Below are 26086 nucleotides of genomic sequence, written 5' to 3' on the forward strand. Positions count from 1 at the left end.
CCCCTGACCCATGGGAACTCGACACCTCTACCTCGCCCGCCACGGCTCGGCCGACGCGTTCGGTGAGCTCACCGACATCGGCCGCCGGCAGGCGAGCCTGCTGGGCGAACGCCTCGCCGCCATCCCTGTCGACGCCGTCTGGCACTCCCCGCTACCGCGCGCCGCCGCCACCGCGCAGATACTCGCCCGGCACCTGCCCGATGCCGCCGTGGGCGCGGCCCCCGAACTCATCGACCACGTGCCGTACGTCCCGAGCCCGGCCGAAACACCCCGACCCTGGGCCGGCTTCTTCGACGGCTACGACGACGCCGAAGCCGCCGCCGGCCACCGACTCGCCCACGCCCTGCTGGCCCGGTTCGCGGTGCTCCCCGACCCGGCCGTGACCGCGATCGACACCCACGAGGTGCTGATCACGCACGCCTACCAGGTCGCGTGGCTGGTGCGCCACGCGCTGGCCGCACCAGCGTCCCGGTGGCTCGGCCTGAACAGCGCCAACGCCGCCCTGACGGTCATCCAATACCGCGCGGGCCTGCCGCCCACGATCGTCATGTTCAACGACATGAGCCACCTGCCGGCGGACCTACGCTGGACCGGTTTCCCGGCGGCCATCAGGCCGTAAGGCTCTCCTCGGGGCCGGTCAGGTATCGCTGGAGCGTAGGGCTGATCCACTCGACCACCTTCTCCGCCGGCATCGCGGTGATGGGGGGAAGTCGCAGCACGTATCGACACAGGGCGAGCCCGAACATCTGGCTGGCGATCAGCCCGGCCCGGTCGGGGGCCGCCGCCGGTGCGGGGCAGAGTGTCGCTACCACCGGGGCGAGTTGGGCGACGAAGATGTCGCGCATCTGGTCGCGTGCGGCCTCATTGGTCACGGCGGCGCGCAGTAACGCGACGAAGGTGCCATCGGACTCCCATCGGTCCAGGAAGTGCCGGACCAGTGCGGGGCCGTACTCGGTTTTCGGTACGCCGGTGAGGCTGGGCAGCCGCAGGTCGAAGGTGGCCGCGGCGGCGAACAGCTTCTCCTTGTTGCCGTAGTAGCGCAGGGAGACGGCCATACGCTGACAACGATCGTTGGCCAACGCTTGTTGACACGAGGAGCCGTCATGATCCCCACCGGGGCGGATGTCGTCATCGTCGGCGCCGGACCCACCGGCCTCATGCTCGCCGGCGACCTCGCCGCCGCGGGCGTGCGAACCGCCGTGCTGGAGCGCCGCTCGCGGGAGTCCAACCTGACCCGGGCCTTCGGCGTGCACGCCCGCACGCTGGAGGTGCTGGACGCCCGGGGCCTGGCCGACGAGCTCACCGCCACCGGCGAACCGGTGCGCGAGCTACGCCTGTTCGACCGCGTCCACGTCGACCTCACCCGGCTGCCCAGCCGCTTCCCCTACCTGCTCATCACCCCGCAGTACCAGGTCGAGCGAGTCCTGCGCCGCCGGGCCGAGAGCCTCGGCGCCACCCTGGTGGGCGGCGTCCAGGTGGTCGACCTACGGCAGGATGCCGGTGAGGTCCGGGTCGACATCGCCGGCGGGCAGTCCATCCGTGCGTCCTATGTGGTGGGTACTGACGGCGTCCACAGTCGGGTCCGGCAGGCGCTCGGCCTCCCGTTCCCCGGCAGGGCGGTCCTTCAGTCGATCATGTTGGCCGACGTGCGGATGACCGCGGCGCCCACCGGGGTACTCGCGGTCAACGCGGTCGGGGACTGCTTCGCATTCGTGGCACCGTTCGGCGACGGTTGGTTCCGCGTCTTCGCCTGGGACCGGCTCGACCAGCAACCAGACAGCGCACCGCTCGACTTCGAGGAGATCCGCGCCGTCACCCGACGCGCGCTGGGCACCGACTTCGGGATGCACGACCCGCGGTGGATGGCACGGTTCCACAGCGACGAGCGGCAGGTCCCGACCTACCGGGTCGGCCGGGTCTTTCTCGCCGGCGACGCGGCCCACATCCACTCACCGGCCGGCGGCCAGGGCATGAACACCGGCATCCAGGACGCGGCCAACCTGGGCTGGAAGCTCACCGCCGCCGTGCACGGCTGGGCCCCGGAGGACCTGCTCGACAGCTACCACGCGGAGCGGCATCCGGTCGGCCGGCTCGTCCTGCGCAGCAGCGGAGCGATCATCCGGCTCGCGATGATCCAGTCCCAGATCCCACGCGCCGCACGCAACGTCATCGGCGGAACCGCGCTCAGAATCGGACCGATAGCTCGCAAGGTCGCCGGCACGATCTCCGGCATCGGCATCGCATACGCCCCACCGCGCGGCGGCCACCCCCTCGCCGGTCAACGCGCCGCCGACGTGCCGCTTACCGGCGACGCCCAGCCCGCCGCCCGGTTGTACGAAGCACTCCGCGACGGCGTGTTCGTGCTGGTCGCCCCGCCCGAACTGGCGACGATCGCCGCGCCATGGGCCGACCGGGTACGCCAAGCCACGCCCGCCGACACGCACACCCCGACCATGCTGGTGCGCCCCGACGGGTACGTCGCCTGGGCCACCGGCGACACCCTTCCGGAGCGCCGCGACACCGCGATCCGCGACGCGCTGTCCACCTTCTGCGGCTCACCAACCAAGCTGGGCCGGTAGGAACGCCCTCCTGGAAGCGAGCCACCGCCCGGCCGCCACCGCAAACGACGGCTGGCGGGCCGGCACCCGCGCACAGTCGTGCGGATCAGCTCATACCGGGCGCGCGGCCGGTCGGGGCCCGCCTCGCGGTGACGCCAACCACGGCAAGCAGGAAGACCGTGCACATGGTCAGCATCGGCGGCAGTACCTTGATCGAGTCCGCGAGCTGCCGGTACGCCCCGTCGACCAGGCCCGGGTCCCACCAGCTCATGGTCGACACGTACCACAGTGGCGCGTTGTGCCGCGGGCACGCTCGGGCGACAGCGCGGTGACCACATACACGGCGGTGACCGCGTCGAGCAGCAGCAGCGCCCCCACCCCGCTGCTGAGCCAGGCGGCGGCGCGGCGGCCGCGGCGCAGCAGGACGCTCACCGCCCAGGCGAGCCCGGCGGCGCCGATCGCCCAACCGCCCACGGCCACCAGCGAGCCGGCACGGACCTCGCCGAACACATCACCGACGTACGGTGCGGCGTTGATGCCCGCGACGCCCAGCGCGAGCGCCACCGGAACCACGACGGCGGGCACGGCGATTGGCCCGGAGCGGGCCACCCGCCGGCCGAACCACCACATCGAGGCCGCAGCGAGCGCCACCGCCAACGCGTACCCGTAGGGCGCGGCCTGGTGCGCGCCGGTCACGTCGGCCAGCAGACCCCCCGTGGTCAGCAGGGCAAACAGCAGCACACTGAACGCGCACGGCGCGGCGACCAGCTTGGTGAGGGTGACGGCGGCGGTGCGTGCCTGGAACACCGTCATCGTCTCCGTCCGGTGGCTGAGCCGGTCGCGCAGCGCGCACCGGGCGGTGTCGGCCAGGTCCCGGGCCGGGGTGTCACTGGCGGCGAGCAGTTCGGCGATCTCGTCGCCGTAGCGCTCGCGAACCGTGGCCGGGTACAGCGCCAGATGATCCGGGCGCGCATCAGGCCACCGCCAGCCGGCGCAGCCCGGCCGCGGCAAGGGACCGCATGCGCCGCAACTCGGCGCCCAGAGCCGCCCGGCCGGCGTCGGTCAGCCGGTACGGCTTGCGCCGGTCCTGCTCGGGCAGGGCCTCGATGTAGGCGTGCTCCTCCAGGCGCCGGATCGCGCCGTAGAGCGTGCCGGGTCCGGGGCGGGCGCCGGTGAGCTCGCCGATGTCGTCCTGCATGGCGTAGCCGTGCTTGGGCCCCGCGGCGAGGCTGATCAGCACGTGCAGTGCCGGTTCGGAGAACCGGCCGAGGTCGCCGAGCCCGGCCATTGACCCTCCCTTACTACGTTCCGCGTAGCAACGCAGTACGTAGCAACCCCGTCAAGCCGCAACCGTTCACCCCTGCCTCCTCTCTGCGACGGCTGGCGGCCACGGCGACGCGCGTTCAACCAGAGCGCCAGACCTGGTGGGACGGTGAACGCAGCCAGCAGCAGAACATCTGCCCAAAACCAGCCCCTCCAGAGCACAGCGCCCCCGATCTTGCTCCCCTCAGCATGATCGACAAGGGTCACAATACGGTCGCCCAGTACTGGTTCAGTCTGGCCACGGCCTCGTCTTTGGACATGGTCGCGATCTCGCCTTCGCTCAGGGCGACACGGTTCTTGAGCAGGTACACCAACTCAGCCGGCAACGCCTCAGCGGGCAGGTCAGGGACGCCTCGCTTGGGCAGAACCCCGTCCTGGACGCACCTCCAGAAGTCCTCATCCGTGACATCTAGTTGGTCCCGCAATATGCGGCTCCACATGCTCGGCCCGTACACCGTGCGATCGACCGGATGAGAGACGCGGGTACGCAGTACACGACCATCGGGCAGGCCAAGCTCAAACGTCAGGTGATGAGTGCCGGTGCGCCCACGCGCATCGCGGACCCGGGCCCACTGCTCCGTATGGCAGAACTTCTCGTGGGCCTCGCGGGTGGACGATGGATAGCTCACGACGCCGGCCCGACCAGCCATTCGCGCAGCTGGATGTCGCTACTGAGGGTCACCAACTGCACCAGACCCCAGCTGTTTGCGTGGTTGGGCACATCGAGCAGCCGATCCTGCCAGTCCTCGGCATACTCCCGCAGCGCGACGATCATATCGTCCAGCGCCTCGTCGAGGGTCGCGCCGTCCGCCGCGACCGGCAGGCCCGGAATGAAGACCGACCAGCCACCGGCCTCTGCCACCACCCGGGCGCCCGATGGACTCACCGAGGCCAGGAAGTAACGAAGCCGCTCCCGGTCCACGAACGCGGTCATCCGGTTGTCCCGCCGCACGGTCGCGACCCGACCCCGCTCCGCCGCGTCCAGCAGATCCTTCAAGTGGGCGCGGGCTTCCGTGTAGCTGTCGAAGTGCACCCCCGACATGAGACCTCCAGATCCCGGCGACAAGTACGTCAAGTACTTAACGTACCCGGCACCGAGACCAGCGGCAAGCTGCACGGGGGCATGCCCATGGTCGGTCGCCCAGGGGGCACGCTCAAGATCTAGTCGCACACCACCGTGGACACGATGCGCCAGGCGCTGGGCAAATTCGACGGACAGCTCGCGTGACGGGCGTTGCCGTCACCGTTGCCGTCAATGATCCGGCGGCCGATCTTGACGGAAGGGAAACGGCTGGCAGGAATGGGTGGGCGCGGCAGGGTTCGAACCTGCGACCCCTCGCTTGTAAGGCGAGTGCTCTTCCACTGAGCTACGCGCCCAAGATCAACATCACCAACCAGGCGACACGGGGTGGTTGTGCCGCAGCAGCGACGAGAGCCGCGCCGTCCGCCTAGATCTTGGAGTTGTCATGCTACAGGTCCACCCCGAGTTAGCCGAGGCTATACCAGCGGGTACCCACGGGGCTGCGGTCGTGCGAGCGATAACGGTGCGGGCCAGGATGGAGGGGCCGGGGCCGCATCAACCGGGCCCGGCAGGTGCCGGGCGACAGGGCCGACACGTGGCCGGTAACGCAGGCGTACCAGCGGCCCGGCGACACCCCCACCGGGCGGTGACCACGGCCGGTTCAGCCCGCCGCGACCTTGGCCAGCGCCTCGCGCCAGGCGGCCTGGTCGCGGGCCTGGCCGGGATCGTTCTCCTCGGCGTACCGGATGATGCCGGCCCGGTCGATGACGAAGGTGCCGCGGTTGGCGAAGCCGGTGACGTCGTTGAAGACGCCGTAGGCGCGGGCGACGGCGCCATGGGGCCAGAAGTCGGCGAGCATGTCGAAGGTGTAGCCGTCGCGGTCGGCCCACACCTTGTGGCTGAAGACCGAGTCGACGCTGACGGTGAGCACCTCGACGTCGTCTGAGGCGTAGGCGGCGAGATTCTCCTGGAGTTCACGCAGTTCGGTGGAGCAGACGCCGGTGAAGGCGAGGGGGTAGAACACGAGCAGCACGATCTTGCGACCGCGGAAGTCGGCGAGGTGGATCTCCTGGTTGTTCTGGTTCTTCAGGGTGAAGTCGGGCGCCTCGGCGCCTACCTCGATCGGCATGGGTGCTCCTTTGCGGCGGCGGTGGCCCCGGGGCCCGGACCCGGGAACCGTCGCCGTGCGGCTAGCGCTTGGCGCGCGCTCCACGGGGAAGCACCAGGCGGGCGGCGCCCCAGTCCTTGCCGGCGTTCACGGTCGAGGTCTGCTGCAGGCCGGCGGTCTGCGCGGACTCGGTGATGTCGCCCGGCTCGACGTGACCCGGGCGGCCGGCCTTGGGGGTCAGCAGCCACACCACGCCGGCGGGTCCGAGCGGGCTCAACGCGTCGACCAGGATCTCGAACAGGTCGCCGTCACCCTCGCGGTACCACAGGAGCACCGCGTCGACGACCTCGTCGGTGTCCTCGTCAACCAGTTCCCCACAGCGCTCAATCAGGGCGTCGCGGAGACCCTCGTCGACGTCATCGTCGTACCCCATCTCCATGACCACCATGCCCGGTTCGATGCTGAACCGGTCCGCCAGGCTGCGTACGCCCTCGGCGGCCTGACCAGCGGTCGCGCTCACGTTCTAATGCCTCCTCGTCTTCACCGAACATGGTGCCACCCGACCCTGCCGCATCGGCACCGTGCGGGTAGTCCACCCTCCCACAGCGTTTCGCGCAAGTGGCGCACCGTGTTGATACCGAAATTAGCGGTCGAGCAGGGCCCGGGCACCCTGTGCGATGGATTCCTCGCTGACCAGTACCTGCCCGGCGGCGGGGCCGAGCGGCAGGAACGTGTCCAGGGAGGCGATGCGGCTGGCGGCGCCCACGTAACCGGAGTCGACCAGGGCGGCGAGGACCCCCTCGCCGACGCCGCCGGAGCGGCGGGTCTCGTCGACGACCAGGACCCGGCCGGTGGCGGCGGACTCGCGGATGATGTCAGCGACCGGGAGCGGGCTGAGCCAGCGCAGGTCGACGACGCGGGTGCCGACGCCGTCGGCGGCGAGGGTGGCGGCGGCGCGCAGGGCCATCCGGACGCCGTTACCGAAGGTGATCACCGTGACGTCCTCGCCGCCGCCGACCGGGTAGACGCGGGCGCGACCGATCGGGGTGTGCGCGTCGGACCAGGAGTCGGGTGCCCGGTAGGGGGCCAGCCACTCGCCGTCGCCCTCGGCGTAGAGGTCCCTGGTGTGGTAGAGGGCGATGGGTTCGATGAAGGCGCAGACGCTGCCGTCGGCGGTGGCGCTGGCGAGGCAGGCGCGCAGCATGGGGGCGGCGTCCTCGGCGCGGGCCGGGACGGCGACGATCAGGCCGGGGATGTCGCGTAGCACGGCCACCGAGTTGTCGTTGTGGAAGTGGCCGCCGAAGCCCTGCTGGTAGGCGAGGCCGGCGATGCGCACCACCATCGGGTTGCGGTAGGCGCCGCGGGAGAAGAACCGCATGGTGGCGGCCTCGCCGCGCAACTGGTCCTCGGCGTTGTGCAGGTAGGCCAGGTATTGGATCTCCGGTACCGGGAGCAGGCCGGTGAGGCCCGCGCCCAGCGCCAGGCCGAGGATGGACGTCTCGTCCAGCAGGGTGTCGAAGACCCGGCCGGCGCCGAACCGGTCCCGCAGGCCCTTGGTGACCCCGTAGACCCCGCCCCTGGCCGCCACGTCCTCGCCGAAGAGCAGCATGGTCGGGTACGCGAGGAGCGCGTCGGCGAGGGCCGCGTTGATCGTCTGGGCGAGGGTGAGCGGGCCGCCCGACTCGGGCGGCTTGCCGGCGAGGGCGGCGGCGCGGGCCGCCGGGTCGACCTGGGCCACCGCGGCGACGGCCCGGGCCACGCGGGCCGGGCGGCGCGGGGCGAGCGGCCCGACGATCTCGGCGGCGGTGGCCAGCTTCGGTTCGCCGAGGACCTCCTCGGCCACCTTCCGGACCGACCAGCCCACCTCGTCGTACCGGGCGATCAGCTCGGCCGGGGTGGCCAGTGCGGCGCCGACCAGCGTCCGGGCGGTGTGCACCAGGGGGTCGCGGACCATGTCGCGTTCGATCTCGGCGGCGGTGCGGTACGCCTGCTCGGCGTCGGCGCCGGCGTGCCCCATCAGCCGGACCGTGGACAGGTGCAGCACGGCCGGGCGGCGGTGGCGGCGCACCCACGCCTCCGCCTCGGTGGCCACCCGGTGCGCCTCGACCAGGTCGCAGCCGTCCGCGGTGAAGTACCTCAGCCCGGGGCGGGAGCGCAGCGCCGCCGCCACCCAGCCCTGCGGCGAGCGCACGCTGATGCCCAGCCCGTTGTCCTCGCAGACGAACAGGACGGGCAGGCGCAGGCCGCCGTGGTCGCACCAGCCGGCGGTGTTGAGGGCGGCGGTGGCGCTGGCGTGGTTGACCGAGGCGTCGCCGAACGAGCAGACCACGATCGCGTCGGCCGGCCACGGCGAGGCGTCCGGGCTGATCTTGCGGCCGCGCTCGACGGCGAAGCCGACGCCCACGGCCCGGGGCAGGTGGGACGCGATCGTCGAGGTGGTGGGGACGATGGCCAGGCCGGCGTGGCCGAAGACCTTGTGCCGGCCGCCGGCGATCGGCTCCCGGGCCGAGGCGACGACGCCGCGCAGCACGTCCCGCACCGGGTCGCTGCCGTCGACCTGGGCGGCGCGGGCGCAGTAGAACCCGCCGGACCGGTAGTGCAGCAGCGCCGGGTCGGTGGGGCGGACGACGGCGGCGATGGCGGCGTTCCCCTCGTGCCCGGCCGAGGAGATCGTGTAGTACCCCTCGCCGAAGCTGCGCAGCCAGCGCGCCGCCAGGTCCAGGTGCCGGCTGGTGAGCTGCGCCTCGAACAGGTCCAGGGCCTGCTTGCCGGTCAGCGGCGCGCCGGGGCGGACCGGCTGGGCCGGATCGGACGGCGCGCCGGCGGCCGGCAGGCCGCCCACCGTGGACCGGAACCGCTCGTCCAGATCTTGTGGCGTCGTCACGCGGACAGCATTACCGGTTTCCCCACCGCCGGCCACCCGGGTCGCGTCGCACCCCGGGCGCCGGGGCCCGTCATCCACGTCGGACGGGCGCTAGTAATCGGCCGGGCAGCCGCCGTCGGAGATCTTCATGGCCAACTCGTGCAGGGTCCGCAGTTCGGCGTCGCGGAGGCCGGCGAGCAGCCGGTGGTCGGACAGCACCGCCTCGACCGCCTGCCGGGTGGACCGCCCGGCCGCGGTGACCACCAGGGTCTTCACCCGCCGGTCGGCCGGGTCGGTGCGCCGTTCCACGAGGCCCAACTGCTCCAACTTGTCCACCAGGGCGGTCACGTTGGACCGGTCGCACTCGAGTTGCGCCGCCAGGTCCCGGGACGGGATGGGGCGGTCCGGGTCCAGCTTGGCCAGTGCGCGGGCCGCCGCGGGGGTGAGCCCGAGCCGCGCCACGTCCACGTCCATGTGGTGGCGCATCGCGGACGCCACGTGCGTCAGCCGCAGCACGACCTCCCGGGCCAGTTGGGCCCGGTCGGTGGCGCGCGGCGACGTCATGTGATCCATACTACGGTGCGCGGATAGTTGACTAGCTCTACTGTTTAGCTCGTCACGGAACTTGTGGGAGGCATTCCATGTCAGACATCACGGTGCTCGGCATCTCCGGTAGCCTGCGGGCCGGGTCCTTCAACTCCACGCTGCTGCGCCACGCCCAGGGCCTCGCGCCCGCCGGCATGAAGATCGACGTGTACGGGGGGCTGCGCGCGATCCCGCCCTACGACGAGGACGAGGACACCGAGCGGGAATCCCCGGCTGTGGCCGACCTGCGCGCCCGGATCGCGGCCGCCGACGCCCTGCTGATCGCCACGCCGGAGTACAACTACGGCGTCCCGGGCGTGCTCAAGAACGCGCTGGACTGGGCCTCCCGCGCGCCGGGCCGGTTCCTGCCGCTCCAGCACACACCGGTGGCGATCATGGGCGCCTCGCCGACCCCGACGGGCACCGTGCGGGCCCAACTCGCGCTGCGCCAGTTCTTCCTGTGGAACGACTCGGCCGTGGTCACCAAGCCGGAGGTGGCCGTCGCCGCCGCGCACGAGAAGCTCGGCGCGGCGCTGGATCCGCGGACCGAACAGGCGGTCCGGGGCCTGCTCGACGCGCTGGCCGCGAAGGTGCGGCACGCCGCACTGATCACCACCGCCGCCTGAGACGGGCGGGTGGGGCGGGCGGAGTCGCCGGTGGAGCGGGCCAAGAAGCACGAGGCGTTCGGCCCGCCTCACCCGCTGGCAGTCGATGAACCGGAACCACTCGGGCCGGCTGCGACGGGCGCAGAAAGACACCCGGTCGCTGCCCCAGGCCGGGACTCCCGCCGGTAGCGGCGGGCGAGCCGCCAGTCGCCGGGTGGCCCGGAGAGCGCGGCGGCGGGCCGGGCCGCACCGAACGCCGAGGGGGCCGCCAGGGGCACCCGGCCGCGGCGGCGCGGCGGCTACTCCCGCCAGCCGGTCATCTCGACGTTGCGCGCCAGTTCGACGCGCAGGCCGAGGTGGATGTCCTGGGAGTCGCCCGGCCCGAGCGTCAGCCTCCAGGTCAGCACGCCGAGGTCGGTCCGCTCGGCGGGCTCCGGGTCGGCCCGCAGTTCGCGGACGGAGATGCCCTCGTCCCGGGAGACGGGGATCTGGTCCAGCACGGTCACCCGCGCGGTGCCCGGGGTGTGGTTCGCCACGCTGATCCGGTACTCGGCCTCCCGCCGCCGGGAGGAGCCCAGCGTCACCTTGGTGGCCGTGCGGCGGACCAGTTCCCGCTCCACGCGCACCCGGTCGTCCACGCCCAGCGCCAGTTCGACCTCCTCGCCCGGCGCCCACGTCTCCAGGGTCGTGCTGCCGACGAAGTCCGCGTCGTGGAACACCGCCGCCGGCCCGGGCAGCAGCGTGTGCGGGGACCCGTTCACCGCGGTCGCCCGCAGATGCGCGTCCGGCGAGCGGACCGGCGCGGTCACGTAGTCGAGGGTGGCGGTCAGGTCCAGGGCGGCGACCGTCGCGCGGTGGGCGCTGCCGTCCGCCGGGACCGCCACCGCGCGCACCGGACGGTACGTCGCCGCGGACACGCCCTGCTCCACCACGGCGGCCGCCTCGACGACCTCCGCGAGCTTCGCCGCCGCCGGTGCGGGCGGCAGGGCGGCGGCGACCATGTCGGCCGCCATCCCGGCGGTCCCGCCCGGTACCGCCATCCGGCTGCGCATCATGGGCTGGGCGGGCATCGGCCGCGGCCGGTCCAGGAACCAGGGGTCCAGCTCGGGGACGCCGGCCGTCGCCGCCGGGCGGGCGGTGGACAGCCGCAGGTCGCACTCGGGCCAGTCCTCGCCGGTATGCTGGGTGACCAGGCCGAACCAGGTCAGCGCCAGCCGCTCGCCGGTCAGCCGCAGGTCGTACGAGCAGGTCCAGCCGGCGGCACCGACGACGTAGGACAGTTCCAGGCGCACGTCCCCCTCCTCCCGCACGGCGACCGTGACGACGGCGGCGAGCCGGTCCGGCGTGCGGGGCTGGCGGACGGCGACCAGCTCGCGATCGGCGGCGGCGAGCCGGGCGGTGGCGTCCTCCCGGCGGCGGGCCACCTCGCGCTGCTCCGCCTTGACCGCCGCCAACTGCTCGCCGACCGACGCCACGAAACCGGCGACGGCGGCCGGATCGGCCTCCCCACCGGCCAGTGCCCGGGCGAACGTGCCGCCGGCCCGCTCGGCCAGCCGTTCCAGGAACCCGGCCCGCCGCTGCTGCACCGCGTCCAGGTCGGTCAGCTCGGCCAGTTCGGCGGCGATGCCCCGGCGCCGCTCCTCCAGCCCGGCGACCGCCCCGTCCGGCGTGCGCGCGTGGCGCCGGGTGACGACGTCCACCCCGAGGACGGTCGCGGGGCCGTGGCCGCCCACCCGCACCGACTCGCGGTCCAGGCCGGCCGGCAGCGGACCGAGCTCGACCCGGTGCTCGCCGGGCGGCAGCCGCGGTTCGGCCCGGCGGGTCACCCGCGCCCGGTCCGGATACACGGTGACGGCCACGATCGGGGCGGCTGCGTCGGTGGCGGCGGGCTGCTGTGTGGTCTCGGTCACGCGCCTGAGGGTAGCCCCGCCACGCCCGCGCGCCCGCAGCGCGGCGGAAGCCGCGAGCGGGGCGGGGGCGGGTCAGCCGGGGAGGAAGGAGAGGCGCACGTGGCGGGTGGGGTTGTCGCCGTTCGGGTCGACCAGGCAGATCGACTGCCACGTGCCCAGCACCAGGCGGCCGTCCAGCACCGGCACGGTGGCGTACGGCGGGATGAAGGCCGGCAGGACGTGGTCGCGGCCGTGGCCGGGCGAGCCGTGGCGGTGGCGCCAGCGGTCGTCGGTCGGCAGCAGGTCGTCGACCGCGCGCAGCAGGTCGTCGTCGCTGCCGGCACCGGTTTCGATCAGGGCGATCCCCGCGGTGGCGTGCGGAGCGAAGACGTGCAGCAGGCCGTCACCGTGGCCGGCGACGAACTCGGCCGCCTCCCGCGTGATGTCGCGCACAGTAGCCGAACCGCCGGTCCGGACCGTGATCACCTCGCTACGCATGCCGCCGAGTCTGCCAAAGAACCGGCGTTACCGGCCGGTACGTGTGTTACCGGTGACAGTTGGCGCGCGGTCCGGGTGACGACCGACCCTCCGGCGGGGCAGGATGGGGACACACACACCACATTCCCACGGTGGAACCCGCCGGGGGAAACCAGCCAGAAGGACAGCCTGTGGCCACGGAACGCAAGCGGCCGGTGATCAGCGACGGCCTGCCGAGCCAACTGCCGGACATCGATCCGGAGGAAACCGGTGAGTGGGTCGAGTCGCTCGACGGCGTGATCGACGAGCGGGGCTCGAAGCGCGCGCGCTACGTCATGCTGCGCCTGTTGGAGCGGGCCCGCGAGCGTCAGGTGGGCGTCCCGCCCCTTACCACCACCGACTACCTCAACACCATCCCGCCGGAGCGGGAACCCTGGTTCCCGGGTGACGAGCACGTCGAGCGCCGGATCCGGGCATACATCCGGTGGAACGCGGCGATGCTGGTGCATCGGGCGCAGCGGCCGGAGATCGGCGTGGGTGGGCACATCTCCACCTACGCGAGCGCGGCCAGCCTGTACGAGGTGGGCATGAACCACTTCTTCCGGGGGCGCAACCATCCGGGCGGCGGCGACCAGATCTTCTTCCAGGGGCACGCCTCGCCGGGCATGTACGCGCGGGCGTTCCTCGAGGGGCGCCTCACCGAGCTGGATCTGGACGGCTTCCGCCAGGAGCTGACCCACCCCACCGGCGGGCGGGGCCTGCCGTCGTACCCGCACCCCCGGCTGATGCCGGACTTCTGGGAGTTCCCGACGGTCTCCATGGGTCTCGGCCCGCTAAACGCGATCTACCAGGCCCGGTTCAACCGGTACCTGCACCACCGCGGGATCAAGGACACGTCGCAGCAGCACGTGTGGGCGTTCCTCGGCGACGGGGAGATGGACGAGGTCGAGTCGCTGGGCGCGATCGGCCTGGCCGCCCGCGAGGAGCTGGACAACCTCACCTTCGTGATCAACTGCAACCTCCAGCGGCTGGACGGCCCGGTCCGCGGCAACGGCAAGGTGATCCAGGAGCTGGAGTCGTTCTTCCGGGGCGCCGGCTGGAATGTGATCAAGGTGATCTGGGGCCGGGAGTGGGACCCGCTGCTCGCGGCGGACACCGACGGCGCCCTGGTCAACCTCATGAACACCACACCGGACGGTGACTACCAGACGTACAAGGCGGAGTCCGGCGCGTTCGTGCGGGAGCACTTCTTCGGCCGGGACCCGCGCACCCGCAAGATGGTCGACGGGATGTCCGACGAGGAGATCTGGAACCTCAAGCGGGGCGGCCACGACTACCACAAGCTGTACGCGGCGTACAAGGCGGCCGTGGAGCACACCGGCCAGCCGACGGTGATCCTGGCCAAGACGATCAAGGGCTGGACGCTCGGCTCGCACTTCGAGGGCCGCAACGCCACCCACCAGATGAAGAAGCTGACGCTGGACGACCTCAAGTCGTTCCGGGACCGGCTCTACCTCGACATCCCGGACGAGGCGCTGGAGGCCAACCCCTACCTGCCGCCGTACTACCACCCGGGCGAGGACTCGCCGGAGATCAAGTACCTGAGGGAGCGGCGGGCGCAGCTCGGCGGGAGCATCCCGTCCCGGCCGACCGTGTTCCCGCCCCTGAAGATCCCGCCGAGCGCGACGTTCGGCGACGTGAAGCGCGGGTCCGGCAAGCAGAAGGTCGCCACCACGATGGCGTTCGTCCGGCTGCTGAAGGACCTGATGAAGGACAAGGAGATCGGCAAGCGCTGGGTGCCGATCATCCCGGACGAGGCGCGCACGTTCGGCATGGACTCGCTGTTCCCGACCGCGAAGATCTACTCGCCGCACGGGCAGAACTACACGCCGGTGGACCGGGAGCTGTTCCTGTCCTACCGGGAGGCCATCGCCGGGCAGATCCTGCACGAGGGCATCAACGAGGCCGGTTCGGTGGCGTCCTTCATCGCCGCCGGCACCTCGTACGCCACGCACGGCGAGCCGATGATCCCGCTGTACATCTTCTACTCGATGTTCGGCTTCCAGCGCACCGGCGACGGGCTGTGGGCGGCGGCGGACCAGATGACCCGCGGCTTCCTGCTCGGCGCGACCGCCGGGCGGACCACGCTGAACGGCGAAGGGCTCCAGCACGAGGACGGGCACTCGCTGCTGATCGCGGCCACGAACCCGGCGGTGGTGGCGTACGACCCGGCGTTCGCGTTCGAGCTGGCGCACATCACCGAGGACGCGCTGCACCGGATGTTCGGCGAGAAGCAGGAGAACATCTTCTACTACCTCACCGTCTACAACGAGCCGATCGTGCAGCCGGCCGAGCCGGAGAACGTGGACGCCGAGGGCATCAAGCGCGGCCTGTACCGGTACCGGCCGGCCAGCGGCGGCGAGGGCCCGCGGGCGCAGATCCTCGCCAGCGGCACCGGCATGCAGTGGGCGTTGCGGGCGCAGGAACTGCTCGCCCAGGACTGGAACGTGGCCGCCGACGTGTGGTCCGCCACCTCCTGGACCGAGCTGCGCCGGGACGCGGTCGTGGCGGAGGAGCACAACCTCATGCACCCGACCGAGGAGCCGCGCGTCCCGTATGTCACCGCGAAGCTGGCGGACGCCGCCGGCCCGGTGGTCGCGGTGTCGGACTTCATGCGCGCGGTACCGGACCTGATCGCGCGCTGGGTACCGGGCGACTACACGTCGCTGGGCACCGACGGCTTCGGCATGTCGGACACCCGGGGCGCCCTGCGCCGGCACTTCCACGTGGACGCCGAGTCCATCGTGGTCGCCACGCTGCGCCAGCTCGCCCGGCGCGGCGAGGTGCCGGCCGGCGTCCCCGCCGAGGCCGCCAAGAAGTACGCGGTGGACGACCCGCGGGCCGCCAGCGCCGGCGAAACCGGCGGCGACTCGTAGGGCGACCCGGCAAGGCCCCCGCCGGCCCGGCGGGGGCCTTGCCGGGTCGCGCGATGGGCCTAGAGTGCCGGCTGTGAAGGCGGATTACGGGTTCGACGCGCCGGCCGTGCCGGTGGCCCTGGGCGGCGCGGGGGTTCTGCTGCTGGGCGTCACCGCCGTCGTCTGGCTGGCCGCCGGCGCCTCGTGGGCGCTGATCCCGCTGGCGTACGCGGTGCTCATGCTGGCCTCCTGCGCGGTGTACGTGCACACCACCGCGGCGCGGCAAGTTCGCCGTCTGGGCGGAACTGCTCGCCGGGCTGGGGCTCGCCGGCGACGAGCGCGTGCTCGACCTGGGTTGCGGTCGGGGTGCCGTGCTCACCTCGGCGGCGCGGCTGGTGCCGGGCGGCCGGGCGGTTGGCGTGGATTTGTGGCGCTCGGTCGACCAGTCCGGCAACGACCCGGCGGGCAGCCGGGCCAACGCGGGCGCCGAGGGTGTCGCCGTCGACCTGCTCACCGGGGACCTGCGGGCGCTGCCCGTGCGCACCGGGGCGGTGGACGTGGTCGTCAGCAGCCTGGCCATCCACAACATCCCGGACGAGCGGGGCCGGCTGTCCGCCGTCGGGGAGGCGTACCGGGTCCTGCGGCCGGGCGGGCGGCTGGTGGTCGCGGACTTCCGGCACGCCCGCCGGTACGCGGAGGAACTGACCCGGCTCGGCTGCACCGACGTGCGGGTACGCGGGCTGGGCTGGCGCTTTTGGTACGGCGGGCCGTGGGCGTCGACGGCGGCGGTCACCGCGACCCGGCCGTGAAGCGGACCGCCACCCCGGCCCTGACCTGGGTGGAGTTCGACCGCACTGACGCGGCGGCCGTGATCGCGCTGGTGCGCCTGGTCGCCTCGACCGGCGACCCGGGCAGGCACGGCGACGGCGTGGAGGTGGTCGTGGAGGCGCCCAGGCCGCGCCTGGTGGCGGACCTGTTCGGCGCCGAACCGGCGGCCGCCCGGATCGCGGTGACCGGACCGGGTGGCCGGGTCGGCTACCCCTTCCACATCGAGCTGATCTCGGACCGGGGTGGCAACGCCGCCCGGGTGCTGCGCGCGCCGCGCGGCTGGGCCACGAGCAACTCGGCCGGGCACGCCTTCCTGATGCAGAAGGGGCGCCCGGGCGCCGCCTTCGACTGGGCGGGCCTGGTCGCGGGTGCGGTATGGGCGCTCTCCCACCTGCGCCCGGACGCCCGGGACACCGGCTGGCGTACCGCCATCGACCGCGAGGCGCGCCGGGTCTAGCCATCCGGGGGGATCGCCCGCGCCCGCGCGGTATCGGCCCGTGGGGCGAACCCGCGAGCCTGCCCACCGAGGTGGCAAGTAGGCTTGCCGGGTGACTGTTCGCGTCCGTTTCGCCCCCTCCCCCACCGGCATGTTCCACGTCGGCGGCGCCCGGTCGGCACTGCAGAACTGGATCTACGCCAAGCAGCGGGGCGGCGACTTCGTGCTGCGGATCGAGGACACCGACGCGGCCCGCAACCGCCCCGAGTGGACCGAGGGCATCCTCACCGCCCTCGACTGGCTCGGTATCCGCCGGGGCACCTACGAGGGCCCGCTGTTCCAGTCGCAGTACGCGGCCGAGCACCGCAAGGCGGCCGAGCAGTTGCTCGCCATGGGTCGCGCGTACTACTGCGACTGCTCCCGCGACGACGTGGTCGCCCGCACCGGCAACAAGCACACCGGGTACGACGGCTTCTGCCGGGACCGCGGCCTCGCCCCCGCCGAGGGCCGCGCGCTGCGCTTCCGCACCCCGGACGAGGGCGCCACCGTCGTGGTCGACCTGATCCGCGGCGAGCCCACCTTCGAGAACGCCCTCATCGAGGACTTCGTCATCGCCCGCGGCGACGGCTCGCCGGTCTTCCTGCTCGCCAACGTGGTCGACGACATGACCATGGGGATCACGCACGTGATCCGGGCCGAGGAGCACCTGCCCAACACGCCCAAGCAGCAGTTGCTCTGGCAGGCTCTCGGGCACCAGCCGCCGGTCTGGGCGCACGTGCCGGTCGTGGTCAACGAGAAGCGCCAGAAGCTGTCCAAGCGCCGCGACAAGGTCGCTCTCGAGCAGTACCGCGACGAGGGCTACCTCGCCGACGCCATGCGCAACTACCTCATGCTGCTCGGCTGGGCCCCGAGCGGCGACCGGGAGATCGTCCCGTGGTCGGTCGTCGAGCAGGAGTTCCGGTTGGCGGACGTGAACCCGTCCCCCGCCTTCTTCGACGAGAAGAAGCTGCGCGCCTTCAACGGCGAGTACATCCGCGCCCTGCCGCCGCAGGAGTTCGTCGCCGCCTGCGAGCCGTGGCTCACCGGCACCGCGATGATCCCCGCCCCGCCGTGGAATCCCGCCGACTTCCGCCCGGCCGACTTCGAGGCGGTCGCGCCGCTGGCCCAGACCCGCATCGCGGTCCTGTCGGAGATCGTCCCGGCCGTGGACTTCCTGTTCCTCCCCGAGCCGGTCGTCGACGAGGCGGCCTGGGCCAAGGCCATGAAGGAAGGCGCCGCCGAGCTGCTGGACGCCGCGATCGCCGCGTTCGGGTCGCTGCCCGAGTGGTCGGCCGAGGCGCTGAAGACGACCCTGGAGCAGGTCGGTGCGGAGCGGGGCCTGAAGCTCGGCAAGGCACAGGCCCCGGTCCGGGTCGCGGTGACCGGGCGGAGCGTCGGGCTGCCCCTGTTCGAGTCCCTTGAGGTTCTCGGGCGGGAGCGCACGCTGGCACGGTTGGTCTCGGCGCGCGCCCGCGTCTAAACCGTTTGGCCCGCTTCAGCGCCGTTGTGGGGTTTCGTGGCCCGACCGTGCCCGTCGTGGGTGGTCAGGCTTGGTCTCCTCGCCGGTCACGGCGGGCCACGAACTCAGCTGAGTGGGGAACCTGCTGGCGGAACGTCCATCTGGGGGCCCAACAACGCCGTCTGGCGCGGGGCGTGGGCTTCTTGACTGCGTGAGTACGGGATCGATTGGGGCCCGTTCCGACCCGGCGAGGTACGGGTGAACATGTACCGGGTTCGTCGGCCTGACGGACGTTTCGGTTGCGATGTCGAATACCTGGTCCGCGCCGACGCGTTGCACCGCCTCGGGCTTACCCCTCCCCACCGCGAACCCGCCAACCGACCAGTGGCAAACACCCTTCTCATACCGGCCGGATGGTGAAGGAGTTATTGCTGATGCCGATCGATGACCCGCCACAAGAACTGCTGTAGTGGGCGCTGACGGCCACCCAACCGCTGGGAAGCGGCGAGTTGGAGCAGACGAGCAGGCCGGTGACCGGCTGGGCGATAGTGTAGGAGTTGTTGCTGATGCCGATCGACGAGCCACCGCAGACGCTGCTGTAGCGGTTACTGGTGATCACCCAACCCGTGGGAAACGGCGAATTGGAACAGACAACCAGATTGGTGACCGGCAGCGAGATGGTGTAGGAATTGTTACCGCCGACCGACGAGCCGCCGCAGGAACTGCTGTAGCGGTTACTGGTAATCACCCAACCCGTGGGAAACGGCGAATTGGAACAGACAACCAGATTGGTGACCGGCAGCGAGATGGTGGCGGAGTTGTTACCGCCGATCGACGACCCGCCGCAGGCGCTGCTGTAGCCGTTGCCGACGATGACGTACCCGTCCGGCACCGGCGTGCCGTAACAGATGGTGGAGACTGCCTGTGCGGCCGTGGGCGCCGCGACGACCCCGGCGGCGAACAGGCCGGCCACGGCCAGCGCGCGCACCGTGCGGCGGATGGTCAGGGAGATCGAGAGCATGGGTTTCCCTTCTATGCAATGACACCTGCCGATTAGAAGATCCCTCAACGGGACGCCGGCTTGGTGACGATCCATCGACGAGAGTGACAGACAAATTTCAGAGGACGTTGAGAAGGTGGGCGCTTGCCGGCCGAGCCCATGACGGCGCGGGACAGACTCTCGTGACACCCCAGGAGCCGAAGAACCACGAAGGTGATAAACGGCAAAAAAACGAGCATATGCCGTAGTTCGCTGTGGATAACGTTGGGGATAACCGCCGTAAGGTTGTGGAAAAGCTGTTTACCGGCGTGCCATCCGCCGCGCCGCTTCGCGGAGTGTCGGACCGGTGGGGCACGATGCCCTGGTGCGCGATGAGCTGGACCAACTGACCCAGGATCCCCTGCCGCGGCTCGAGTCGCCGGGGGTGGATGCGCCCGGCGAGGTGGTGGGGCGGGTGCTCGGCACGGCCGACGCCACCCCGCTGCAGTTCTGGACCGCGGTCGCCCCCGGCAGTTACCTCCAGCTCGACGACGTGGTGGTGACCCGGCGGGAGTTGCCGGGCGGCGAGCCGGTGACGATCGCCGGGGTGGTCACGCAGGTGCGGGCGCGGCACGAGGGCGCGCAGTTCGACAGCGACGTGTTCGCGATCGCGGATGGGACGCTGCCGGCACAGGTGCAGGAGGCGGCGGAGATCACGACCACCCGGGTGGACCCGGAGACGTACGTGCCGCCGCATCCGGGTGCGGTGGTGCACCGGGCGCGGGGCGAGGCGCGGCGGCAGGCGCTGCACTTCGACCGGATGGAGCGGCCCATCCCGATCGGTACGGGGCGGGACGGGGTGCCGGTCTACCTGAACGCGGACTTCCTGGACGGGCAGCGCGGAGCGCACGTGTCCATCTCCGGCATCTCGGGCGTGGCCACCAAGACGAGCTTCGCGACGTTCCTGCTGTACTCGGTGTTCAACAGCCCGGTGCTGGGCGGCGACCGGGTGAACACGAAGGCGCTGATCTTCAACGTCAAGGGCGAGGATCTGCTGTTCCTGGACCACCCGAACGCCCGCCTGGACGACCGGACCCGGGCGGCCTACGCCCAACTCGGGTTGCCGGCGGGGCCGTTCGGGGACGTGCGCGTGTTCGCGCCGCCGCGGGCGGGCGACCGGTCGGGCAGCCCGGACGTGAGCAGCCGGCTGTCCGGTGTGGACACGTTCTACTGGACGCTGGCCGAGTTCTGCGCCAAGCGCCTGCTGCCGTACGTGTTCGCCGACGCGGACGACGAGCGGCAGCAGTACACGATGGTGGTGCACGCCGTGGCGGCGCACCTGGAGCGGCACGCCCAGCCCGCCGAGGGCGGCGGCGGGGTCAGCATCGACGGCGTGGCGATCAACGGGTACGACACGCTGGTCGACTTCGTCGTGGACCGGCTCAACGACGAGGAGACCCGGCACTCCTGGACCGGCAGCGCGGTCGGCCAGGGTACGGTCAACGCGTTCGCCCGGCGGCTGATCGCCAGCAAGAAGGACCTGTCCCGGCTGATCCGGGGCGACCTGGCGACGCGGCGCCCGCACGAGGTGAACACGGCGGCCAGCGCCCAGGTGAGCGTGGTGGACCTGCACAACCTGCCGGACCGGGCGCAGCGCTTCGTGGTCGGCGTGACCCTGAAGACCGAGTTCGAACGCAAGGAGAAGGCGGGTACCGCGAAGCCGCTGCTGTTCGTGGTGCTGGACGAGTTGAACAAGTACGCGCCGCGGGACGGGTCGTCGCCGATCAAGGAGGTGCTGCTGGACATCGCCGAGCGTGGGCGCTCGCTCGGGGTGATCCTGGTCGGCGCGCAGCAGACGGCGAGCGAGGTGGAGCGGCGGATCGTGACGAACTCGGCGGTCCGGGTGGTGGGCCGGCTGGACCCGGCGGAGGCGTCGCGCCCGGAGTACGGCTTCCTGCCGCAGGCGCAGCGGCAGCGGGTGCTGCTGGCCAAGCCGGGGACGATGTTCGTGAACCAGCCGGACATCCCGGTGCCGCTGTGCGTGGAGTTCCCGTTCCCGGCGTGGGCGACCCGGCCCGCGGAGGCGGGCGCGGCGCCGGCCGCGGTGCTGCGGTCGATCACCCAGTCGGCGGACCCGTTCGCGGTGGTGGGCGCCAAGAGCGGCCTGTCGGACGACGAGATCCCGTTCTGAGGGAGGGCCTGCGAGCGTGAAGATACTGCACACCTCGGACTGGCACGTCGGGAAGGTCCTCAAGGGACGGTCCCGGATCGAGGAGCACGTGGCGGTCTTGGCCCAGGTGGTAAACGTGGCCCGGCAGGAGCGGCCGGACCTGGTGATCGTGGCGGGCGACCTGTATGACACGGCGACGCCCACCGCCGACGCGACGAAGGTGGTCACCCGGGCGCTGTCCGCGCTGCGGGCGACCGGGGCGGACGTGGTGGCGATCGGCGGCAACCACGACAACGGTCCGGCGCTGGACGCGCTGCGCCCGTGGTCGGAGGCGGCCGGCATCGCGCTGCGCGGCACGGTCCGCGAGTCGCCGTCCGAGCACGTCATCACGGGCACCACCGCCGGCGGTGAGCGGTGGCGGCTGGTCGCGCTGCCGTTCCTGTCCCAGCGGTACGCGGTGCGCGCCACGGAGATGTACGAGTTGACCGCCGCCGAGGCGACGCAGACGTACGCGGACCACCTGGCCCGGCTGCTGGCCAAGCTGACCGAGGATTTCACCGGGCCGCAGGACGCGGTCAACCTGATCACCGCGCACCTGACGGTGATCGGCGCGGAGGCGGGCGGCGGCGAGCGCGAGGCCCACACGATCATGGGGTACGCGGTGCCCGCCACGATCTTCCCGACCAGCGCGCACTACGTGGCCCTGGGCCACCTGCACCGGGCGCAGCAGGTGGTCGGGCCGTGCCCGGTCCGGTACAGCGGCAGCCCGCTGGCGGTGGACTTCGGGGAGGAGGAGAACCTCCCGACGGTCACGCTGGTGGAGGTCACGGCGAGCACCGCGGCGAAGATCCGGGAGGCGCCGATCACGGCGGCGGTCCCGCTGCGCACCCTGCGCGGCACGCTGGAGCAACTCGCCCAGTTCGGGCCGCAGGAGGAGGGCTGGCTGCGGGTGTACGTGCGGGAGCAGCCGCGCGCGGGGCTGCGCGAGGAGGTGCAGGAACTGCTGCCAAACGCGCTCGAGGTGCGCATCGACCCGGACCTGCTGCCCGCCGCCGGCGCCGGCACCCGGGCCGCCGAGCGCGCCGGCCGGTCGCCGCGGGAGCTGTTCGGCGACTACCTGGACAGCAAGGGCCAGTCCGACGCGGACGGGGTCCGCGAGCTGTTCGACGAGCTGTACGAGGAGGTGAGCGGCGCGTGAGGCCACTGCGGCTGGACCTGGCCGGGTTCACGGTCTTCCGGGAGGAGACCACGGTCGACTTCACCGACACCGACTTCTTCGCGCTGGTCGGGCCGACCGGGTCCGGCAAGTCCACGGTCCTGGACGCGATCTGCTTCGCCCTCTACGGCACGGTGCCCCGCTGGGGCGACAAGCGGGCGATCGTGAACGCGCTGACCCCGTCCGCGAGCGAGGCACGGGTGCGGCTGGTGTTCGAGTCCGCCGGCGCCCGGTATGTGGCGACCCGGGTGGTCCGCCGGGACGGCAAGGGCCGGGTGTTCACCGGCGGCGCGGCGCTGGAGCAGTTGCCGCCGGGCTTCGACGTGCGCAAGTTCGACACCGGGCTGACCCCGGAGGATCTCGGCGAGGTGCTCGCCGGCACGGTGGCGGAGATGGACGAGGCGGTGCTGGCCGCGGTGGGGTTGCCGTACGACCAGTTCACCTCGTGCGTGGTGCTGCCGCAGGGCGAGTTCGCCGAGTTCCTGCACGCCAAGCCGGCCACCCGCCAGCAGATCCTGGTGAACCTGCTGGGCCTGCACGTGTACGAGCGGATCCGGGTCCGGGCGGGTGAGCGGGCGAGCACCGCGGACGCGAAGCTGGCCGCGGTCGACCGGATGCTGGACGGGCTGGCGGAGGCCGGCGACGAGGCGGTCGCCGAGGCGGCGGAGCGGGTGGCGGCGATGCGCGCGCTCGCCGGGTCGGTCGAGGCGGCGATGCCCCGGGTGGCCGCCGCGGCCGCGGCGGTGGCGGCCACCCGCGACACCCTGGCCGACCTGGACGCCGAGATCGCCCTGCTGGCGGCGGTGCGGGCCCCCGCCGAGGCGGGCCGGATGGCCGCCGCCATCACCGCGGCCCGGTCGGCTGCGGCGGACGCGGCGGACGCCGTGGGCGCCGCCGAGGAGCGGGAGGAGAAGCTGCGCGGCGAGTTGGCCGGGGCCGGCGACCCGGCGGCGCTGCGGCTGCTGTTGGCGGCGCACACGGAGCGGGAGCGGCTCGACGGGCAGGCGACGGCGCTGGCCGCCACCCTCGCCGAGGCGGACGCGGAGCACGAGAAGGCGGAGAAGGCGCTGGCGCGGGCCCGCACGCGCGTCGCGCAGGCGCACGAGGCGCTGGAGGCGGCCCGCGCGGCGTACCAGGAGGCGCAGACCGCCGACCGGGCGGCCGCGATCCGGGCGCACCTGGTCGCCGGCCAGCCGTGCCCGGTGTGCGAGCAGACCGTGGGTACGGTACCGGCGGTGCACGCGAAGTCCGCCGTGGCGGCGGCGGAGGCGGCGGGGAAGAAGGCGCGCGCGGTCGCGGACAAGGCGGACGAGCACCTGGCCGGGTGCGACCGGGCGGTGCGGGAGTTGGAGACCGCGCTGGCCGGCACCCGCGCGCAGCACACACAGCTCACGGCCCGGCTGGCGGAACTGGACGAGCGGCTGGCCGGGGCGCCCGGGCCGGAGGCGCTGCGCCGGGACCTGGCGGCGATCGAGGAGCTGCGGCGCGGCCTGGAGGAGGCGAGCGCGGCGGTCCGGTCCGCCCGGGAGGCGCACCGGCGGGCGCGGGGCGCGGTGGAGGCCGCCGAGGAGCGGCTGCGTGGCGGCTGGCGGGCGTTCGACGCGTCCCGTGACGGCGTGGCGAAGCTGGGTCCGCCCGCCGCGGAGCGGGACGACCTGGCCGCCGCCTGGTCGGCGCTGACCGGCTGGGCGTCGGGGGCGGCCGACACCAGGCGCGCGGAGCGTGGCGCGGCGGAGGCGGCGGTGGCGGCGGCCGAGGAGGGCGTCGCCGCGGTCCGGGCGCAGATCGAGGCGCTGTTCGAGGAGGCGGGGCTGGCGGTGCCGGCGGCCTCCACACCGGGCGGCGGCCAAGGCCGTGGATCGGCCGCCGCGCCGGGCGGCGGGCGAGCCCGCGGAAGCGCGGCCGGCGGGCGGGGGCACGGCGCCGGGAACAGCGGCGCGGACGACGCCCGGTACGCACGGGCGGCGCACGTCGCGGTCGAGCGAGCCGAGGGCGAGCAGCGCCGCCTGGCGGACCGGCGGGAGCAGGCCGAGCGGCTGCGCGAGCAGCGGGCGGAGCACGAGCGGCAGTCCCGGGTGGCCAAGGCGCTCGGCACGCACCTGCGGGCCAACAACTTCGAGCGCTGGCTGCTGGCCGAGGCCCTGGACCTGCTGGTGGACGGCGCGTCCCGGATCCTGCGGGAGCTGTCCGGCGGGCAGTACGACCTGGTGCACGACAAGGGCGAGTTCTTCGTGGTGGACCACCACGACGCCGGGCTGCGCCGGGCGGTGCGCACGCTGTCCGGCGGCGAGACGTTCCAGGCGTCGCTGGCCCTGGCGCTGGCCCTCTCCGAGCAGCTCGCCGGCCTGTCCAGCAACGCGGCCAGCCTGGAGTCGATCCTGCTGGACGAGGGGTTCGGCACCCTGGACGCGACCACTTTGGACACGGTCGCGGTCACGCTGGAGACGCTGGCCGCCCGGGGCGACCGGATGGTGGGCGTGGTCACCCACGTGGGGGCGCTCGCCGACCGCATCCCGGTCCGGTTCGAGGTCACCAAGGACGCGCGGTCGGCGCGGATCCGGCGGGTGGGCATGTGACGGTCTGGTTCAAGGACGCCTGGGGGCCCGGCTACGGCACCTCCTTCGAGGTGCCCGATGAGCCGGCCCCGGCCGGCGAGGGCGGCGCGGAGGTGGTCGTCAACGTCGAGCGTGAGCTTCCCGTGTGGGAGGCCCTCTCCCCCGCGCCCGGGGCGCGGACGCCGGACGTGGTGATGCTCGTCGACGGGGTCCGGCGGATCGACGGCGGCATGTGGAGCCGGGAGCCGGACGGCGCCTCGCACCGCGCCCTGGCCGTGTCGTACGCGGCCGGCGTGGTCCGCTGCGACCTGCGGCGGGGCGTGGCCGACCTGGTGGACAGCGAGGTGCGGCGGGGGCTGTTCACCAGCAGCCCGACGGCGACGGACCTGGTGGCGGGGCAGGTCCGGTATGAGGTGCACCGGGTCGGCAGCCCCGACCCGGCGAAGCTGCCCCGGGCGATCCAGGCGCCGCTGACCGCCCTGGAGGTGCACGTCTCCGACCGGGCCGGGGACGACGCCGGCCTGCTCGTCCTGGACGGGCCACTGCGGAGCAGGCGGCACCTCAGGAACGCGGTCGGGTACACGAAGACGCAGCAGGAGAGCTACCTGCCCGCCGAGTTGATCCCGGTCGTGACGGACCTCGCGCCGGGGCAGCGCACCCCCGTCTTCCGGCGCGGCACCCGGTGGGCGAGCTACTCGTGGTATCTGCGGCTGCCCGGCCCGCGCGGGGCGCCGTGGAGCGGGATCGTGCGCGTCGAGTGCAGTACCGAGGTGGGCGACCAGGCCGCGATCGAGTTGGCGGACGTGTCCGCGGTGACGCTGCCCCGGTTCGCCTCCACCCCGTACAAGGACGCGCGGGCCCCGCAGAACCTCGTCCCGATCGGCGGCCTGGAGCGGCGGCTGCGTGCCCTGCTGGGCGACCCCCGCCTGCTGGACCGCGCGCTGTCCCTGGCGACCCGGTCGCCCGCGCCAGTCACCGCGTAGCGGGGCACCGGGCCGGAAATTCCCCGCCGGCCGGTTGATCCGGGCGGGGCCGGCATCCGTATTCCCTGGCAGCCCGC

At 72.8% G+C, this 26086-nt stretch carries 25 protein-coding genes and 1 tRNA gene; 11 read left to right on the forward strand and 15 right to left on the reverse strand.

Annotation, left to right across the window (positions count from 1 at the left end):
- Positions 1 to 10: 10 nt before the first annotated feature.
- The gene (locus tag KJS59_RS03710; protein WP_213450854.1) at positions 11 to 619 is read left to right on the forward strand and encodes a histidine phosphatase family protein; all 609 of its coding nucleotides are present in this window, start codon (positions 11 to 13) and stop codon (positions 617 to 619) included.
- Here the strand turns inward: KJS59_RS03710 and KJS59_RS03715 are convergent.
- Positions 609 to 1055, reverse strand: coding sequence for a TetR/AcrR family transcriptional regulator (locus KJS59_RS03715; protein WP_213450856.1), 447 nt, complete (start codon positions 1053 to 1055; stop codon positions 609 to 611). The genes KJS59_RS03710 and KJS59_RS03715 overlap by 11 nt on opposite strands.
- Before the next feature lie 48 nt (positions 1056 to 1103).
- Here KJS59_RS03715 and KJS59_RS03720 point away from each other — a divergent pair, with 48 nt between their 5' ends.
- Positions 1104 to 2579 (forward strand): FAD-dependent monooxygenase, encoded by a 1476-nt coding sequence (locus KJS59_RS03720; RefSeq protein ID WP_213450858.1) that lies wholly within the window; start codon positions 1104 to 1106, stop codon positions 2577 to 2579.
- An 85-nt stretch (positions 2580 to 2664) separates the two neighbouring features.
- Here KJS59_RS03720 and KJS59_RS03725 read toward each other — a convergent pair whose 3' ends face one another.
- From KJS59_RS03725 to KJS59_RS03770, 10 genes are all read right to left on the reverse strand, one after another.
- A complete protein-coding gene (locus tag KJS59_RS03725; RefSeq protein WP_213450859.1) occupies positions 2665 to 2829 on the reverse strand; it encodes a hypothetical protein in 165 nt (54 codons plus the stop codon).
- The gene (locus KJS59_RS03730; RefSeq protein ID WP_213450860.1) at positions 2826 to 3569 is read right to left on the reverse strand and encodes a hypothetical protein; all 744 of its coding nucleotides are present in this window, start codon (positions 3567 to 3569) and stop codon (positions 2826 to 2828) included. The genes KJS59_RS03725 and KJS59_RS03730 overlap by 4 nt, the downstream gene beginning before the upstream one ends.
- The gene (locus tag KJS59_RS03735; protein ID WP_213450863.1) at positions 3532 to 3846 is read right to left on the reverse strand and encodes a PadR family transcriptional regulator; all 315 of its coding nucleotides are present in this window, start codon (positions 3844 to 3846) and stop codon (positions 3532 to 3534) included. Before KJS59_RS03735 ends, KJS59_RS03730 begins: the two co-directional genes overlap by 38 nt.
- 238 nt (positions 3847 to 4084) lie before the next feature.
- Positions 4085 to 4510 (reverse strand): hypothetical protein, encoded by a 426-nt coding sequence (locus KJS59_RS03740; RefSeq protein WP_213450864.1) that lies wholly within the window; start codon positions 4508 to 4510, stop codon positions 4085 to 4087.
- Positions 4507 to 4923 (reverse strand): type II toxin-antitoxin system HicB family antitoxin, encoded by a 417-nt coding sequence (locus KJS59_RS03745; RefSeq protein ID WP_213450866.1) that lies wholly within the window; start codon positions 4921 to 4923, stop codon positions 4507 to 4509. The genes KJS59_RS03740 and KJS59_RS03745 overlap by 4 nt, the downstream gene beginning before the upstream one ends.
- A gap of 263 nt (positions 4924 to 5186) precedes the next feature.
- Positions 5187 to 5258, reverse strand: a tRNA-Val gene (locus tag KJS59_RS03750).
- A 305-nt stretch (positions 5259 to 5563) separates the two neighbouring features.
- Positions 5564 to 6031 (reverse strand): peroxiredoxin, encoded by a 468-nt coding sequence (locus tag KJS59_RS03755; RefSeq protein ID WP_213450867.1) that lies wholly within the window; start codon positions 6029 to 6031, stop codon positions 5564 to 5566.
- A 61-nt stretch (positions 6032 to 6092) separates the two neighbouring features.
- A complete protein-coding gene (locus tag KJS59_RS03760; RefSeq protein WP_213450869.1) occupies positions 6093 to 6530 on the reverse strand; it encodes a DUF3052 domain-containing protein in 438 nt (145 codons plus the stop codon).
- A gap of 123 nt (positions 6531 to 6653) precedes the next feature.
- Positions 6654 to 8894, reverse strand: coding sequence for a transketolase C-terminal domain-containing protein (locus KJS59_RS03765; RefSeq protein ID WP_213450871.1), 2241 nt, complete (start codon positions 8892 to 8894; stop codon positions 6654 to 6656).
- Between the two features lie 90 nt (positions 8895 to 8984).
- A complete protein-coding gene (locus tag KJS59_RS03770; protein WP_213450872.1) occupies positions 8985 to 9446 on the reverse strand; it encodes a MarR family winged helix-turn-helix transcriptional regulator in 462 nt (153 codons plus the stop codon).
- Between the two features lie 68 nt (positions 9447 to 9514).
- On the opposite strand from KJS59_RS03770, the gene KJS59_RS03775 reads away from it, so the two are divergent.
- Positions 9515 to 10084: an NADPH-dependent FMN reductase gene (locus KJS59_RS03775; RefSeq protein WP_213450873.1), complete on the forward strand. Its 570-nt coding sequence runs from the start codon at positions 9515 to 9517 to the stop codon at positions 10082 to 10084.
- A 278-nt stretch (positions 10085 to 10362) separates the two neighbouring features.
- On the opposite strand, the gene KJS59_RS03780 is transcribed toward KJS59_RS03775, so the two are convergent.
- Both KJS59_RS03780 and KJS59_RS03785 read right to left on the reverse strand, forming a co-directional pair.
- Positions 10363 to 11973, reverse strand: coding sequence for a mucoidy inhibitor MuiA family protein (locus KJS59_RS03780; protein WP_213450874.1), 1611 nt, complete (start codon positions 11971 to 11973; stop codon positions 10363 to 10365).
- Between the two features lie 72 nt (positions 11974 to 12045).
- Positions 12046 to 12450 carry a YjbQ family protein gene (locus KJS59_RS03785; RefSeq protein WP_213450875.1) on the reverse strand — a complete coding sequence of 135 codons (405 nt, stop codon included), beginning with the start codon at positions 12448 to 12450 and terminating at the stop codon, positions 12046 to 12048.
- A 170-nt stretch (positions 12451 to 12620) separates the two neighbouring features.
- Here KJS59_RS03785 and aceE point away from each other — a divergent pair, with 170 nt between their 5' ends.
- A complete protein-coding gene (gene aceE, locus KJS59_RS03790) occupies positions 12621 to 15365 on the forward strand; it encodes a pyruvate dehydrogenase (acetyl-transferring), homodimeric type (protein WP_213450876.1) in 2745 nt (914 codons plus the stop codon).
- Positions 15366 to 15449: 84 nt separating this feature from the next.
- Here aceE and KJS59_RS31690 read toward each other — a convergent pair whose 3' ends face one another.
- Positions 15450 to 15584, reverse strand: a complete 135-nt coding sequence (locus KJS59_RS31690; protein ID WP_283775739.1) for a hypothetical protein — start codon at positions 15582 to 15584, stop codon at positions 15450 to 15452.
- A 101-nt stretch (positions 15585 to 15685) separates the two neighbouring features.
- Between KJS59_RS31690 and KJS59_RS03795 the strand changes: the two genes are divergently transcribed.
- From KJS59_RS03795 to gltX, 3 genes are all read left to right on the forward strand, one after another.
- The gene (locus tag KJS59_RS03795; RefSeq protein WP_249713842.1) at positions 15686 to 16153 is read left to right on the forward strand and encodes a class I SAM-dependent methyltransferase; all 468 of its coding nucleotides are present in this window, start codon (positions 15686 to 15688) and stop codon (positions 16151 to 16153) included.
- Positions 16114 to 16629, forward strand: a complete 516-nt coding sequence (locus KJS59_RS03800) for a hypothetical protein (RefSeq protein ID WP_213450877.1) — start codon at positions 16114 to 16116, stop codon at positions 16627 to 16629. Before KJS59_RS03795 ends, KJS59_RS03800 begins: the two co-directional genes overlap by 40 nt.
- Positions 16630 to 16720: 91 nt before the next feature.
- Complete coding sequence (gltX, locus tag KJS59_RS03805; protein ID WP_213450878.1) at positions 16721 to 18127, forward strand: glutamate--tRNA ligase; 1407 nt, start codon at positions 16721 to 16723, stop codon at positions 18125 to 18127.
- Positions 18128 to 18506: 379 nt separating this feature from the next.
- Here the strand turns inward: gltX and KJS59_RS03810 are convergent, their stop codons facing one another.
- The gene (locus KJS59_RS03810; RefSeq protein WP_213450879.1) at positions 18507 to 19127 is read right to left on the reverse strand and encodes a hypothetical protein; all 621 of its coding nucleotides are present in this window, start codon (positions 19125 to 19127) and stop codon (positions 18507 to 18509) included.
- 379 nt (positions 19128 to 19506) lie between these two features.
- On the opposite strand from KJS59_RS03810, the gene KJS59_RS03815 reads away from it, so the two are divergent.
- The 4 genes from KJS59_RS03815 to KJS59_RS03830 are packed head-to-tail and all read left to right on the forward strand — an operon-like array spanning position 19507 to position 26009.
- A complete protein-coding gene (locus tag KJS59_RS03815; RefSeq protein WP_213451030.1) occupies positions 19507 to 21276 on the forward strand; it encodes an ATP-binding protein in 1770 nt (589 codons plus the stop codon).
- A gap of 16 nt (positions 21277 to 21292) precedes the next feature.
- Complete coding sequence (locus tag KJS59_RS03820) at positions 21293 to 22453, forward strand: exonuclease SbcCD subunit D (RefSeq protein ID WP_213450880.1); 1161 nt, start codon at positions 21293 to 21295, stop codon at positions 22451 to 22453.
- Positions 22450 to 25047: an AAA family ATPase gene (locus KJS59_RS03825; protein WP_213450881.1), complete on the forward strand. Its 2598-nt coding sequence runs from the start codon at positions 22450 to 22452 to the stop codon at positions 25045 to 25047. The genes KJS59_RS03820 and KJS59_RS03825 overlap by 4 nt, the downstream gene beginning before the upstream one ends.
- A complete protein-coding gene (locus KJS59_RS03830) occupies positions 25044 to 26009 on the forward strand; it encodes a hypothetical protein (RefSeq protein WP_213450882.1) in 966 nt (321 codons plus the stop codon). Before KJS59_RS03825 ends, KJS59_RS03830 begins: the two co-directional genes overlap by 4 nt.
- Positions 26010 to 26086: the final 77 nt, after the last annotated feature.

It is taken from the genome of Rhizomonospora bruguierae (assembly GCF_018397995.1).
In the GTDB taxonomy this organism is placed as follows: Bacteria; Actinomycetota; Actinomycetes; order Mycobacteriales; family Micromonosporaceae; genus Rhizomonospora; species Rhizomonospora bruguierae.